Here is a 14845-nt window from a genome sequence, read left to right on the forward strand (position 1 = left end):
GAAGAAAGTGCCGTTCATTCCGCGTGGGCACAAACAGCATGTGCCCACCCTACCTGGCTGATTTTGCCGCCACTGGTCACGGCGGTGATGGGGATGCCGCCCGAGGCGGCAAAAGCCATCGCGGCGTTGCTGTCGCTAAAGCCGCCCGCCCAGTTCTTCAAGGCTTCGACAGGCACGTCAATGGTGCCGTGGGCGTAGCGGGCGGGGATTTTCGAGGTGCGTAGCAATGCGATGGTCAGGCCGGCAATGTCCATCGCATTGCTGCACAGGCTGGACAAGGTCAGGTCGGCGGCTTGGATGCCGCCCCAAGTGGGTTGTCATTCAACATGGTTCCTGACCCAATGGTAGATTTTCACGGGATCGTAGTTCAAAGCCTGTGCCTGTCTTTGATTGAAAAAATGGGGTCAGTTCCAACATTACAACATATGATAGTGAGTAGGGCTGTGAAAAAGATCAAGGATTGATGTTGTAATGTTGGAACTGACCCCTTAACTGTATTTAGTCCAATAATAGGTTACGCTATTCAATAGCAACAAAATGGCTAGTCAGATATTCCATAATTACTAAAATAAAACCCACAAATAAAATAATTGGTTTATAGGGAATCAGTATCGTTGGCCATCCAAAAAACTGAAAGCCAAGTAAGGATATAAACAAATATAATTTCCATGTTATGGCTAGAATAGAATTATGTTCTAGTTTCATTTTTAATCCACAGAAAGGGCATACATGAATATCCGAATTTCCATTTAAAAATCGAAATTTAGAAAAATAAAATTTATTTCTGCAATAAGGGCAATAATGTTTCAATTTCATTTAGCTACACCTTTTTAAGTGACGCAATCAATTCCGGTTGGAAGGCCTCCGGGAATCAAATTAGACAACACCACAAGAATAATTCCAACCTCAGGTTGTATATATAATGCCGCAGCACTAACACCAAAAAGCAAGCCTGCCAAAAAGCAAGGCTTGTTAAATCCCCCATCAGACATTGTCGCAAGCCAAGCTTCGATTGCTGCAACATGTAATGCGGCAGCGGCTACCAAGAATGGAAATAGTCCCAGTCCAGCAACTACCCCTACTTCTGCAGCAAATAATGCTAAAAAAAGAAAAATACTGCTAGACAGCAACACCCCCGCCCCGGTGTCCACATCGGTGATGATATAGCCCGCGCCCGTCCAGCCCGGCACGCTGACCGCGTCGGTGTGGGTGATGACTTCCTTGCCCGCGTTGAGGGCGTTGCGGATGTCGGTCATCGTGTCACTGTCATGGTGGATGTTGCCCAGTATAGCGGATTGGTTGGCGGGGGTGATGTGGTAAATCCGTTGCCCCGCCGCGCTGGCTTTTTTGATGGCCTTGACGGCGGAGATGGCCTCGCTGGGGTTCTGGGCGTTGGTGAACAGTTGCTCCGGCACGGCATGTTCCAGTGCGGAGCTTAAGATGCCGGTTTGTAGAGTGTATTGCTTTTTCTTAGCGGCATCGCCGTCGTTGCTGGCGGTGACCTGGATCAGCGGGATGTCCAGGGCGATGCCGCCGGGCTGGATGCTCCTGGGGAAGCCGAAGAAGTAACTGACCTTGGGTTCATAACCGAACGTGCCGATGCCCGCCGCCAGGGTGTAATGGGCGTCCGCCTGCAGCCCCATCAACTGGCTGAGCGCGGTCAGTTTCGCGTAATAGCCCAAACCCCCGGCATGGAACAAGTCGCCGAGCAGGTCTTCACGGCTGAGGGCGGCGATTTGGGTCTGGTCGGCACTTTCCAGCACGGTTTTGGTGTGTTCCAGTTGGGCTTTGGTGTCGCTGAGCATTTGCGGCGAGACGCTACCCGCGTAGGCGTTGACCGCGAGATATGATCCGGCGATGACATAGTAAGTGCGCGGGGTCTGGGTCAGGCCGCGCCCGGCAAAGCTGATCGCCGTGACCCAGGGCAGTTCTTTACCTAAACGCATGGGGCTGTCGGTCTTGATGGTTTCGCCGTTGAGCTTGAGTTCGGGGATGACGCTGACCAAGTAGCTGGGGATGCTTTTGGGCAGTTGGCTACGGTCGGTGATCTCGCCTTGCGGCAACAGGGACTGCAACACCTGTTCATCGGCGGCAGTGGCGGGCTTGAAAGACAACGTGAGTTTCTGGTTGTTGGCCTTGGCGAAGGGCAGGCTGATGGGGTTCAGCAGATTGCCTTCAATGTCGGTGCCGAAACTGTAGCGCAGTTGTTGTTGCAAGGCGGCGGGCAGTTGGTCGTAACGACTGCCGATCAATAACACCTTATTGGGCAAGCCGGAAGGCAAAAGCGGGTAGTCTTCGATGATGGTCTTGCGCCCGCCGATGACATCGCCGACCGTGGGGTTGGTCAGGTTGTCCTTGATATAGGTTTCCAGTTTTTGCCGGGCTTGGGTTTGGGCGTTGCTAAGGATGGTCGGGTCAAAGCCGGTCGCCCAGCCTTCCGCATCATTGACCGTGCCGCTGGCGACGAAACTTTGTGCCAGTTGCTGCGGGTTGATGCCGCTGATGGCGACGGCATCCAGGCCTTTTTTATAGTCATATTGCTTGTAGCTGGGGTCCATCTCTACCCAACTGTCGGCATCCTTGTTTTTCGCCCCGCGTGACGGGATGAAGTCGATGGCCGCTTCCACCCAAACATGTTCCAGGCGGACTTTACTGATTTTGCCGCCACTGGTCACGGCGGTGATGGGGATGCCGCCCGAGGCGGCAAAAGCCATCGCGGCGTTGCTGTCGCTAAAGCCGCCCGCCCAGTTCTTGAAGGCTTCGACAGCCAGGTAGGGTGGGCAGGCTTTTTTGCCCACCATTTTTAAGCGATTGCGATGTTCTATGCAGTATTGAAGAAAGTGCCGTTCATTCCGCGTGGGCACAAACAGCATGTGCCCACCCTACCTGGCTTCCTTGAAACGTTAATCGATATATCTCATGGAGCAGCGAGTAGCCCGCATGAAGAGCAACGGAATGCAGGATCAACGGAGCCACGAAAGCTCCTGTATTCCGCAAGCTCCATACAGGCTACTTGCTGAGTACTAGCTATTGGCGTGAAAACTCAGCAATATGCAGCCGATGAATAAAATGGTATATATTTTCCATAAACGAATAGACGGCAATTAGGTAACCGTAGGCCTTGCCATAAGACCTAGCTCGATAAAATTGTGCCAAACAAATTCCTATGCCCTCAGACTGGCTCATAAACCATTCCATCTGGATTTTGATCCCGGCATCAAGCGTTGGTGGATTACCTACCAATGTCTCCCATAATCCATTTTTATGGGATTCTAAATTATCCCGAAGATGAATTGTCCAGCCACAAGCATCTCCCCTGAACAAATAAAGCGAAAAAGCGTAATCTTCATTTTCTATGGGGCTTAGAATTATTTGGTAAAGAGATTCAAGTGCTTTTATAGCCCATAGAATGTCCTCATTCATGTCAAGATGATCACGCCAAATTTGGGGTTCAATAACAAATGTTTCTTCGATATGTATCAACTTGTTAAGGAACTCTTGGAGAAGCGATGCTTCTGCCAAGCGTCTGACTTGCCAATTTTTAGAAAAGGCAGCGGGTAATTTTCTTTTTTTGAAATGGGCGCAACGCTTTTGTTTCTCTTGCAGCCACAAATCCCGATCAATTTCCATTTTCGTAAGCTCTTATCGTCGATTATGAATAATTAATAACAGCTTCAGCCTCAATTACGGTCGCAGTCCAGTCATCAAATTCGGCAGGATATGCTTTTTTTCCACAGTTGCTGGTAATCTTTTCCAAAGCTTTTTTTAATCGGTCAGATGCCTCTTTAATTGCGTTTAAATGACCGCTATCGTGTAACCCTAAATTATCAATGTACCACTCATCAAGCCTTTGACGAAGAAGGCCATAAGCAGTTGCCGCTTCCTGCTTCGCATTTTCACAGCATTGGTTTTTATTGTAATTGGCCTGAGCTTGTGATGAAAGCAATAAACCTGAGCCAGCTGTAAGCACGGTAAGAATCGGCCTCAGCGACTTTACTGCAGCTCTCCCCGCTGCTGCTATTATTGCAATAGCTTCCGGCAAGACCGCTGCAATGATTATCACCAGAAGTGCCGTAAGCACAATAGCCACCACAGCTTGTACCAAAGGAGAAGGATGATCATCGCAATCTGGGTCAGCACCTCCGTTTAGCCCCCCATCAATTAGATAGGCCCCAGCTCCCGTGTTGGGGTCGAGCACGATATATCCCGAACCTTGTCAACGGGATGTCGTTAGTTCTTTTTCAGGAACGATTACAAGTTTATTGGCATTCACAGCGTTTGTGATATCGGACTTAACGTCTGTAGATACTTTTAATAACGGGAGTGTCGCATTAATATTGTCGGAAGTGACTTGATGAATAGCCGTACCGTTAGCTGCCACTGTCCGTAAAATTTGGATTGCGGAAATTGATCTTGCCCTGCTTTCACGGACACTCCACTAAGCGACTTTTTCGGCTTCAAACGTTTCGGGGCTGACATAGCCTATTGTAGAGTGAAGCCGTTTGCGGTTGTAATACACCTCAATGTATTCGAACACCTGGGACTTGGCTTCTGTCCGGGTCAAAAACCGCTCACCGTGCACAGCCTCGACTTTAAAGCTATGGTTCCAGTTTCCATTGCCGCGTTATCATAACAGTCGCCTTTCTTGCTCATGCTGCAAACCAATGGGTGTTTGATAAACAGTTTTTGGTAGGCGGCCGAACAATACTGGCTGCCCCGGTCAGAGTGGACAACCACACCCTTTGGCATGTGGCGACGCCATAATGTCATCGTCAGGGCATCACAGACCAGCGGTGCCGTCATCCGTTCGGCGATTGCCCAACCAATGGCCCGTCGGGAATAAAGTTCCAGCACCACCGCCAAGTACAGCCAACCCTCTTCAGTCCAAATGTAGGTTATACCCACACGGGGCACTTGTGTCAGACACCCACTTTTGGTCGGGGGCATCCGCAGTGAAGTTTTGCTCCAATAGGTTAGGGGCAACCGGCAAGGAATGGTTGCTGTTGGTCGTGGCTTTGTATTTCTTGGCCGCTTTCGCCCGCCAACCGTTGCAGCGCATGATTCTGGCGACCCGATGCCTGCCGACTACGTGTCCTTCCTCACGGAGCCGCCGGGTGATCCTGGGTGAACCGGGGCGGCCTTTTTCATCATCGAAAATACGTTTGATTTCACCAGTTAACAATTGGTTTACCTGGCTTGTATCGGAAGGTGGCCTGTGCCGCCAATCATAATAACCGCTACGTGAAACCGACAACAGGCGGCACATCATACCTATGGGATACAGCTTTTCATTGGCCTTGATCATGGCGTACTTCTCGGCAACTGCTCCTGCGTTGCCCTACCTCCTGCATCCATGCAGTCGACTTGGGCTGTTTGGCAAAGTACGCCGCCGCTTTTTCTAGTGCCCCGTGTGGGTATTAGGAAGGCCACTTCCTCTTCCAGCCGGGCATTTTCCCGTTTGAGACGGGACATTTCTGCCTGTTGGAGCTTCTGTTCTTCGAACGGCTGGTCTGTTTGGCGACGTTTTGCCCGCCAGGAGTACAATATCGACTCGGCAAGCCCTAAATCTTTCGCCACCGTTGGGATGCCATCACGGTCAGCACGCTCCAGTGCCTGTTCTTTAAATTGTGCAGTATATTGGTTACGTGCCGCAGGGATTTTTGATTCGGTTTTGGTTTTCATTATTTACCTCGGTTTTAGAGATTACTCTCTTAGCCGAGTGTCCGCTAGACCGGGGCAAGATCAAAATCAGGCGGCCATTCTTCCCCACACTCTTTCTGAATGGCTTTCAAACGCATAATTTCAGCCTCCAACCAAATGATTCCATGTTGAACAACTACAGGTGATATAAACAAGGTGCTACCCTCCATTAAATTTTACTGTTTTATAAAAACAAGAAACTGGGGGTCAGGCCTCACAATTTACATTAAAAAATGTCAAATTAAAGGCCTGACCCCAGGGCTTTTACCATCTCGCCAAAAAAGGTATTTTGAAAAAGGCATCATCCCTTAGCACATTACCCAAGCCCCACTTCGGTCAACTTATTTAATGTTTCATTTAATATCAGTATGTCTCGTACATCATCCCAATAATTATTACGACACCACTCCATATCCTCAGGTTTGTCGAGATTGATACACGCGGGGTATACACGCGATAAAACAAAGCGTGCCGCTTGCGATAGAGTTTCAATATTTTCGGCTGTGAAATCCGGGGGGGTGATCGTTACAGCGTCGCAGTAGTTCGCCATAAATAAGTAGTGGCTGATTTCAGCCAGCGCAAACGCCAGCCCCCCGCTTTGACGGCTCTGAAGCGCCTCATTAAATCTAACAGAAAAAGGCGATACACGCAGTAAGTAGTATTTTAAAAAACCAACTTCTAAGTCCAATTTTCCTAAAGCGATAAGCTCAGCAATTTTAGTTATACATGATTCGATACGAAGTATGGTATCTGTTGCTTCTGCTGTGCTTTTCCCGATTTCATCTTCTGCGTACTGGATAAGGGAAACAAGCACACAGCATGTCGCCCTATCATCCCAGCCTTGTATAATTTTTTGATAATCCATGCTAATTCACCTTGTTAAACTTGGGATGCGTTAATCTGAGCAATCCTTTAAACGTTTCGGTGGGCATTTTATCCTTTGGCTGCCATGCCCAATGGCCACCAGCACCTGCAACCACACAAAGTCTGACGGGTATGCCTGTTGGTTCTTCCTCTGGGTATTCATACCAACCGCCAGTAACGGCCTTGATATCTTTAGGCTTATCAAAAGTTGAAATTCCATGCTTGGGGTTAGTTATCAACGTTGGATCAATAAACTCAATGCCGTTTTCAATGCCAAAAGCATTGGAGTTAATATCATTATCACGAATACAGTCCATATTCGGCCAAGGACAGGCATCTGTAGCACCTCGATACATAGCAGGCGTACCGCAATCCCCACCGCCGCATATTTTTGTCCCAGCCGGATAAGCATAACTATTGGGACTGGCATTAGCCCCCAAAGACAACACCAAGCTGGACAAGCCCACTGTCGCCATAAGCGCTTTAATATTGATGGCTACGCCAAAAAAATCCATTATCCCGGCGGCTGCCACACCAATTCCTATTTCAGGGGCCGCCCCGGCAACTGCGATAGCCGCAAGCACTAATTCGGCTATTAACGTCGCAGTCAAAATATAATCCCTAACCGATGAAGTCAATGGCTCTGATTGTTTCCTGCAATCCACCAGTTCATTGCCATTCGCCCCACCGGAAATCAGGTAAGCACCCTCACCCGTCACCGGATCTTGAATGAGATAACCATTGCCCGTCCAGCCAAAGCGGGTGATGGGCGATTCCGGCGTAATGACGACTTTTCCGGCGTTAACCGCATTGGTTATATCAGCCATTATTTGTTGGGATAGCTTCAAACGCGGAAGCGCCGTTGCCTGATTGTCTTGACTGACCGCATAAAGCGGTATATGTGCCGCGTTCGCGGCAAGCAATAGTTGTACTGTGGAATTGCCTGAACCGGGTTTCCCGCCAAACAATTTTTCGTAGATCATCCCTTCCATCGCTGAGCCAAGCGCACCGACTGTCTTTAGGTAATTCGCCCTAGCTAGCGGATCTTTGCCGGATACGGTGGTTATTAAACGGGAAATATCCATTCTTCTGGAATGATAGCTACCTAAGCGCGGCAGGCCAAATGCGTATTTCACCGTTAGCGGTGAAGAAAAGAGTCCTGTGGAGGGGGTGCGTTGATTGACTAAGCCTTGGGACTGGGCAATACTTTTGTCAAGCCCGTCATTCACTACCCAGTAATGCAAGGCCGCTTGGTGCAGGTTTTCCGATGCTGTGTCGGAATCAACCGCATTGGCCCTTGCCTGAATAACGGATGGTGTCAAGCCATTGCCATTGACACTAAACACCACTTCGTCGCCAGCAGTAATCTCATAAGTATGAGAATATGGATTGGTGGTATTCGGACTTGAAAAAGACGTCTCCCAGTATTGGTCCGAACCCATCATGATAGATCCGCCAGTGGCGAGGGTTTGTCCATCAAGTTGGAGCACGGGCTGGACATGGATTAAATAAACGGGGAATTCGTTCGAATTTGCCTGACCCCGGTAGCTTTGCAAGACCTGGGCATCATTATCCGATGACGGGACAAAGCTCAAGCCGATACGATGGGAACTGATTTTTGGAAAACTGATTGAATAACTTAAACTTGGAGAATCGCTAGCCCTATCAAGTACAGTAGAGAAGAGCTTCAGCCTAAAATAATGCCGGAATTTGTCGGGCAGATTACCAAAAGCCCCCGCCTTTACAATTGTGGTATACGGTAAGCTGCCCATCAAAACCGGATATTTTTGTTCGACGATTTTCTTGACACCCAGCACATCGCCCACCGTGGCATTAGGTTTTTGGTTGTCAATATAGGCTTGAACCTGGCTTTGGTAGTCGGTCAGCGCGGTTTGCAGTGCTGTGCCGTTGAGGTTTTGTACCCAGCCTTCGTTTTCATTGACCGTGGCGCCTGCCTGAATTTGATCGGCTAAACTTTGGGCATCCAGCGGTACGGCGGTCTTGATGTCCATGCCGTCACTATATTGGTATTGCTTAAACGCCGCATCCAAAGGCACCCAACTATCGCCGACTTTGTTGATCGCCCCGCGCGAAGGGATGTAATCGACAAAGGCTTCGACCCAGACATGTTCCAGCTTGAAAGCGGTGATTTTGCCTTTGGCGACCATCCCTACAGTAGGAATGCCGCCTTGACCCAATAGGCTCTGTGCCGCTTCCGGTGTTTTTACGCCGCCGACCCAGTTCATCACTTGGGCGGCGGGGACTTGGATGGTGCCGTAGGCGTAGCGGGCGGGGATGTTGGACGCCCGCAGCAGGGCGACCAAGAGGCTGGCGGTGTCGAAGGCGTTGCCGCGCAGGGTCTGCAAGGTCAAATCGCTGCCTTGGATGGAGCCGTAGGTGGGCAGGAATTCGACGCTGTTCCTGACCCAGTTGTAAATCTCCACGGGGTTGTGGTGCAGGGCGGCGGCCTGGGTCTTGATGGCATCGGTGAGCGGCGCGTCCTCGGTGGCGGCCAAGTCGTCGGCGGTGGGCGTGGCGCCGGGGTCGTTCTGGGCGAGCATCCCCGGCAGCAATTCATTGGCGGCGACCGCCACGGCTTGGGGCGGGCGCACCAGGTCGTCAAGCTCCTGTTTGCTTTCTTTCGGCGCACGGACGTTGCCGTCGGGCGTGCCGAACGGCAAGTGTTTGGGGTCAAACGGTTGGTGCTGGCGGTGCTTTTGCTCCTTGACTAGGAAGTCCGCCATGGCTTTCAGCTGTTGGCGGGCGGCGGCTTTGTCCTTGCGCCCGTGGGCGGCCTTGAAACCCTGCGCCAGTTGTTTGAGCTGCTTCATCTTGGCGCGGTACCCGGCCAGGGCTTCGGCATGGCGTTGTTTGATTTCGTCCGGCAGGTGGTGGTCTTCCAAGTGCTTGCGGGTCTGTGCAAATTCGGCTTCGGCCTGTTGTTCTTCCGTGTCCAGTTTGTCGGCCTGGTCGAGCAGTTGCTTGGCTTCGTCGGACTCGTCCTCGCCGCGGTCGGCTTTGGCATGGGCGCGCCCGGCCAGTTCCCGTAGGCTGTCAAGGGTGTCGGGTTCGGACGGTTGGGCGGCTTGGGCGGCGGGCGGTGTGGCCTGGTCTTGCCCGATCGCGGCGGACACCGCCGGGTACAAGGCCATCCATAAAAAGAAAAACAGGGTGGTGCCGGAAATTGGGCGCAGGCTACGGGCGGTGAACATGGGCAGGTCTCGCGTTAGTGCGTAGGGCGGAATACGCCTATCGGCTATTGTGCTCTACTCTTGGCTGAGCTGGGATCAAAAAGAGCCTTACCCCTTGCCGATTCTGCCACACGTTGCTAGTGACCGTTTCAACGAAACTTTTATCGCCACATAAATCTGCGTTTTTTCCAATCAACAGGCCATGCAGTTGCTCGGCGATTTGCCCGTAGTCGTCGATATTGCCTATGTCCGTGTCAATGCCGATGGGCAATAAGCGGAACTCGACCACAGGTGGATTGCCGCTTTCGCCCATGGCCTCAAAATCCACGTCGTCAGGCAACCCTTCGAAATCCTGAATCCCGGATTGGCATGTCCGTCCGTCGGCAGCGGCTTCCAAAAGTAGGGCTTCACATTCGCTGTGAATGTTCAATAGAAATCCGGCACACTGGGTTTTTCTGCACAGTTCAAATAACATCGGTTCTTCCTTGCCTGGTATGGGGTTTGCCAAAAAATCACTGGGAAGCGTTTTTAGGACAGTCCAATCCGTTTCTCCTGAAATCAAACCGATGGTGACTATGTTGTCTGCACTGGCTTTTTTAGGAAGCCGGTCAAGGATTTGATAACCGTGTGACCGGAAGAAAGACACTATATTTTCAAAAACATGCAATAGCTTGCCATCTTGGATATAAGTCGTGTGTTCGGGATAAGTGAAGGATGGTGGTTCATCGGCTTTCTTGACGACCCGTAAACCAAGTTTGGGGAATCGGGCATAAACATCAGCAAAAATTTCCAGATGTTCCGGGCGGTCAAAATCCAGCGGTTCTGCACTAAGTTTCACTAGCCAGGCCCCGCCGGGTGTTGGGTAGGAATGCGCGAGCAAATCACGGTCACGCATGGGGTCAGGAAACCCTAAGTAGCTACAAGTCTCCGCCGACCAATAGTTCAGCCAGCCGAGTGCTATGGGTTGGGCGGGGTGGTGGCGGATGCCGTATTGGTTGGCGATTGGTAACGTCCGGCCAGTATTTATGAGCATAGTTTTAAGTTTTAGTGCTTCTTCAATTTCATTTTCAAAATATTGAATATCCCAGTTAAGACTACGATGTAGGCCCAAAATTTGAGTCAAATTTCCTGATAGAAATCGTTCGTAACAAGTCAGTTTTTGTATTGTAGAAAACGGCAAAATTTGTGCCGCATAAGCATTTATTGCATCCCCAAGACTTATAAGGCACTTTATGCATTCGTCCCACATACTGGTCTGAAAATCGACATCGAGCAGATAAACGCCGTTCTTACGTTCGTAAAACCGACCAGCGATGCCTAAATGACCATTTTCTAAAAATCCACCTTTTCCATCAGGCCGCAAATAATTTGCTTTTCCATTATGAAGGTCGAATTCCCAACCACTGCGTTTTAGCCTGGATTGAAGAAAGCGAATCCTATTTGAAATGGGCTTATCGTTCGCATAATCTTTTTCGGCTTGAGCGGTCATTAGTTTATATTGAGGAAATAATCCCTCTAAAACCACACAAGCTATTTCCATGGTATTAACCCAAGTTTTTTCATTGAGTGGAATTGCATACTGAATTCTGTGTGTCAGCATTGTATAATCTTATCTGTGTCAAATATTTGTAAGGTTAATACTGTTGTTGTTTCAATACCATAAGGTAATAGCCAATTACTCCCATCTCACTTTGAAAACGTACAACTTTGAAATAAGAAAACGCCTTTTAAATCAAAGGTTATTGCTCTGCAAAGGTATACGGTTTTTCAGTCCGATGGGAGTAGGATAAATCATTGGCACTGATTATCAAAAATTCGTGTTGCTTCATCAAGCCTACCTGCTTCAATAAAAAAATCTTGCATATCGCCCAACAAAACTGGATCTTTAAGGCCATAGAGAAATTCGAAATCACAAAATTGGGCGGCTATTCGTTCTCGATAATATCCATAAATTGCTTTGGCCTTTAGAAATTCTAAGAATTTCTTTTTGCCGGGGACTAATTCGCTTTGAAACCTGATTGTTCTATAAAACATACCCGTTTTAATTTCGTAGAGCGTTCCTGGTGGGTTTATCAATTTTTCCAAACTATCAAATGCGACACCACTCACCTCCACATCCTTATTTATATATTCATCATCTGTAAAACGATCTGCACACATATTGTGCACTATAGTGTATTTTGACGTTCCCCCACGCCGCTTTATGGCTTTGGGTTCACAAGAGCAACTATCCTCAGCCGCCGCCACTGCCACTTCCATCCCAAACAACGCGACCTCTATCGCCTGGAATGAACTTCTCACGATTGAACCTGACGCAGCAACGGCAACACCTTGGTAAGCGGTAGTTCCAACAATAAATTCAACTAACATGATTTGTTGGAAAGCCTGTGCGATACCGTCACTATTAAAGTTAAAATCATCGTCCACCATCCATGCGAATAAAATTATCCAGATTAAGGCAATATCAGGCACGGTCACCTTGACTGGTTCAGTCGAACGTTTGCATTCATCATCGAAATTGCCGCTCAACCCGCCGCTGACCCGGTAATCGGCCGCCCCAGTATTGGGGTTGAGCATGATGTAGCCACTGCCAGACCAAGCCCCATTGGTTTGTCGGGATTTTGGGATGATGACTTCCAGCCCCGCATTGAGGGCATTGTCAATGTCAGCCATGACTTCGGCGGTATGTTGTAATGCGGCACGGTTAGCGGCAATGTTGCTGGTTGTCAGGTGGTAAATTGGAATTTTTTGTTCGTTAGCCAGTTGTAACAGGCGCATGGTGTTGGAGCCATGGCCTAAAGGCTTTGAAAACACCTCCTCTATTGCGGCACCTTCTGTTGCAGAGGACATCATGCCGGAATTGAGCAAAAAGGTGGCTGTTTTCTTTGGGTTGCCATCTAATGCCACGGCAGCGACACTGGACAGCTTTACATCCACTTGACGGGAGTGGTAGCTGGCACGTCTTGGTATGCCAAAACTGTATAACACACTAATGGGTGATGCAAAAATCCCTACAGAAGGTAACCGCGTGACGGCAACGCCTTGTAAACGGGCGAACAGTCGGTCTTGGAAATCTTGCTGAGTCCAGAAAACCTTGTTGGCAACATACAAATTTCCTTCTGCCGTCGCAAGGTCACTACGGTCTTTAAGGGACAAACCCGCTAACGCAGACTGACCGGATCCGTTGATGCCGATTTCCATCTCATCACCGGAAACAATCCGAAAAATAGCTGTTTTAGTGTTCACGGAAACGCCCAATGTTACTTTGAGCAATAAATCTTGCCCAATTCCCAACATCGGGCCATCGGCAACAAGTGTCCCATTAATTGCCAACTGTGGTTTTACTTTCACAAGGTAGGAAGGAAAATCCGTTGCTCCCGCATTGGTATAACTAGCCCAAATATTGGCATCTTGAACGGTTGCGGGTGCATGTGACAAATTGACCGAGCCATACCCTAGTGAAGCTAGGGAAATTTTCTTGCTTAACAAAAGCCCGGCTTCTTCTCCATAAGGCCCTTCCATACGAAGTTCAATTTGAGCCATAACACGGGTATTTTCTGGTAAAACACTTGATTGCGTGGCCTTTGCAACAATGGCGTAAGGTAATGTACCTAACAAAATAGGCAAGGCAGATACTGTAATTGCCCTGCCTCCGATAATTTCATCCAAAGAAATTTTGTCAGGATTAGCTTCAAGCAACCCAGATATTCGTGTCTGAAGTAATTCAAATGACCCTGACAACAAATTAGCGTCGTATCCGGTAGACCATGAGCCATCTGACGCTTGATTGGCAGATTGCATAAAGTTCGAAGCTACCGTAGCCATGCCCGATGAAATATCGGATGGAATCAGCGAAGGGAGTGCTGAATACTGCTTAAACGCCGCATCCATCGGCACCCAGGTGTCGCCCTGCTTGTTCACCGCCCCGCGTGAGGGGATATAGTCGACAAAGGCCTCGACCCAGACATGTTCCAGCCGGAACGCGGCGATCTTGCCGCCAGATTTGACCGCAACGGTGGGAATGCCGCCTTGCCCCAGCAAGTCTTGGGCGGCTTCGGCGGTGGTGACACCGCCGACCCAGTTCATCACTTGGGCCGCTGGGATTTGGATGGTGCCGTAGACGTAGCGGGCGGGGATGTTGGACGCCCGCAGCAGGGAGACCAAGAGGCTGGCGGTGTCGAAGGCGTTGCCGCGCAGGGTCTGCAAGGTCAAATCGCTGCCTTGGATGGAGCCGTAGGTGGGCAGGAATTCGACGCTGTTCCTGACCCAGTTGTAAATCTCCACGGGGTTGTGGTGCAGGGCGGCGGCCTGGGCCTTGATGGCGTCGGTGAGCGGCGCGTCCTCGGTGGCGGCCAGGTCGTCGGCGGTGGGCGTGGCGCCGGGGTCGTTCTGGGCGAGCATCCCCGGCAGCAGTTCATTGGCGGCGACCGCCACGGCTTGGGGCGGGCGCACCAGGTCGTCGAGTTCTTGTTTGGTTTCTTTCGGCGCACGGACGTTGCCGTCGGGCGTGCCGAACGGCAAGTGTTTGGGGTCAAACGGTTGGTGCCGACGGTGCTTCTGCTCTTTGCCGAGGAAGTCCGCCATGGCTTTCAGCTGTTGGCGGGCGGCGGCCCTGTCCTTGCGGCCGTGAGCGGCCTTGAAGCCCTGTGCCAGTTGTTTGAGCTGCTTCATCTTGGCGCGGTACCCGGCCAGGGCTTCGGCATGGCGTTGTTTGATTTCGTCCGGCAGGTGGTGGTCTTCCAAGTGCTTGCGGGTCTGTGCAAATTCGGCTTCGGCCTGTTGTTCTTCCGTGTCCAGTTTGTCGGCCTGGTCGAGCAGTTGCTTGGCTTCGTCGGACTCGTCCTCGCCGCGGTCGGCTTTGGCATGGGCGCGCCCGGCCAGTTCCCGTAGGCTGTCCAGGGTGTCGGGTTCGGCAGGGGCTGCTGCTTGGGCGGCGGTCGGGGTGGCTTGGCTTTGCCCGACGGCGGCGGACACCGCCGGGAATAGGGTCATCCACAAAAAGAAAAACAGGGTGGTGCCGGAAATCGGGCGCAGGCTACGGGCGGTGAACATGGGCAGGTCTCGCGTTAGGAGTGGCTATCGTGTGTGTC

General features: G+C 50.5%; 8 protein-coding genes and 1 pseudogene. All 9 read right to left on the minus strand.

Annotated features, from left to right (window positions below; all coding sequences use genetic code 11):
• Positions 1 to 14: 14 nt before the first annotated feature.
• The 9 genes and pseudogenes from METMI_RS0114975 to METMI_RS0115020 all read right to left on the minus strand — a co-directional run bounded on the left by METMI_RS0114975 (position 15) and on the right by METMI_RS0115020 (position 14807).
• Positions 15 to 299, minus strand: coding sequence for a transglutaminase domain-containing protein (locus METMI_RS0114975; RefSeq protein ID WP_156829868.1), 285 nt, complete (start codon positions 297 to 299; stop codon positions 15 to 17).
• Between the two features lie 531 nt (positions 300 to 830).
• Positions 831 to 2801 carry a hypothetical protein gene (locus tag METMI_RS24260; RefSeq protein ID WP_019867109.1) on the minus strand — a complete coding sequence of 657 codons (1971 nt, stop codon included), beginning with the start codon at positions 2799 to 2801 and terminating at the stop codon, positions 831 to 833.
• A 226-nt stretch (positions 2802 to 3027) separates the two neighbouring features.
• Positions 3028 to 3630 carry a hypothetical protein gene (locus METMI_RS0114985; RefSeq protein ID WP_019867110.1) on the minus strand — a complete coding sequence of 201 codons (603 nt, stop codon included), beginning with the start codon at positions 3628 to 3630 and terminating at the stop codon, positions 3028 to 3030.
• Positions 3631 to 3652: 22 nt separating this feature from the next.
• The gene (locus METMI_RS27505; RefSeq protein WP_019867111.1) at positions 3653 to 4198 is read right to left on the minus strand and encodes a hypothetical protein; all 546 of its coding nucleotides are present in this window, start codon (positions 4196 to 4198) and stop codon (positions 3653 to 3655) included.
• A gap of 240 nt (positions 4199 to 4438) precedes the next feature.
• Positions 4439 to 5682: pseudogene (locus METMI_RS24265) on the minus strand (IS3 family transposase).
• Between the two features lie 334 nt (positions 5683 to 6016).
• Positions 6017 to 6565 (minus strand): hypothetical protein, encoded by a 549-nt coding sequence (locus METMI_RS0115005; RefSeq protein ID WP_019867112.1) that lies wholly within the window; start codon positions 6563 to 6565, stop codon positions 6017 to 6019.
• A gap of 1 nt (position 6566) precedes the next feature.
• A complete protein-coding gene (locus METMI_RS0115010; RefSeq protein WP_019867113.1) occupies positions 6567 to 9776 on the minus strand; it encodes a transglutaminase domain-containing protein in 3210 nt (1069 codons plus the stop codon).
• 37 nt (positions 9777 to 9813) lie between these two features.
• Positions 9814 to 11355: a DUF5953 family protein gene (locus METMI_RS25580; protein WP_156829869.1), complete on the minus strand. Its 1542-nt coding sequence runs from the start codon at positions 11353 to 11355 to the stop codon at positions 9814 to 9816.
• A gap of 191 nt (positions 11356 to 11546) precedes the next feature.
• Positions 11547 to 14807: a transglutaminase-like domain-containing protein gene (locus tag METMI_RS0115020; protein WP_019867115.1), complete on the minus strand. Its 3261-nt coding sequence runs from the start codon at positions 14805 to 14807 to the stop codon at positions 11547 to 11549.
• Between the last annotated feature and the right edge of the window lie 38 nt (positions 14808 to 14845).

It is taken from the genome of Methylovulum miyakonense HT12 (genome assembly GCF_000384075.1).
In the GTDB taxonomy this organism is placed as follows: Bacteria; Pseudomonadota; Gammaproteobacteria; order Methylococcales; family Methylomonadaceae; genus Methylovulum; species Methylovulum miyakonense.

Bases quoted from the DNA above. Each gene is read 5' to 3' on its own strand.
- METMI_RS25580 (WP_156829869.1), bottom strand. From the start codon at position 11,355: ATGCTGACACACAGAATTCAGTATGCAATTCCACTCAATGAAAAAACT.
- METMI_RS0115020 (WP_019867115.1), bottom strand. From the start codon at position 14,807: ATGTTCACCGCCCGTAGCCTGCGCCCGATTTCCGGCACCACCCTGTTT.
- METMI_RS0115005 (WP_019867112.1), bottom strand. From the start codon at position 6,565: ATGGATTATCAAAAAATTATACAAGGCTGGGATGATAGGGCGACATGC.
- METMI_RS24260 (WP_019867109.1), bottom strand. From the start codon at position 2,801: ATGGTGGGCAAAAAAGCCTGCCCACCCTACCTGGCTGTCGAAGCCTTC.
- METMI_RS0114985 (WP_019867110.1), bottom strand. From the start codon at position 3,630: ATGGAAATTGATCGGGATTTGTGGCTGCAAGAGAAACAAAAGCGTTGC.
- METMI_RS0115010 (WP_019867113.1), bottom strand. From the start codon at position 9,776: ATGTTCACCGCCCGTAGCCTGCGCCCAATTTCCGGCACCACCCTGTTT.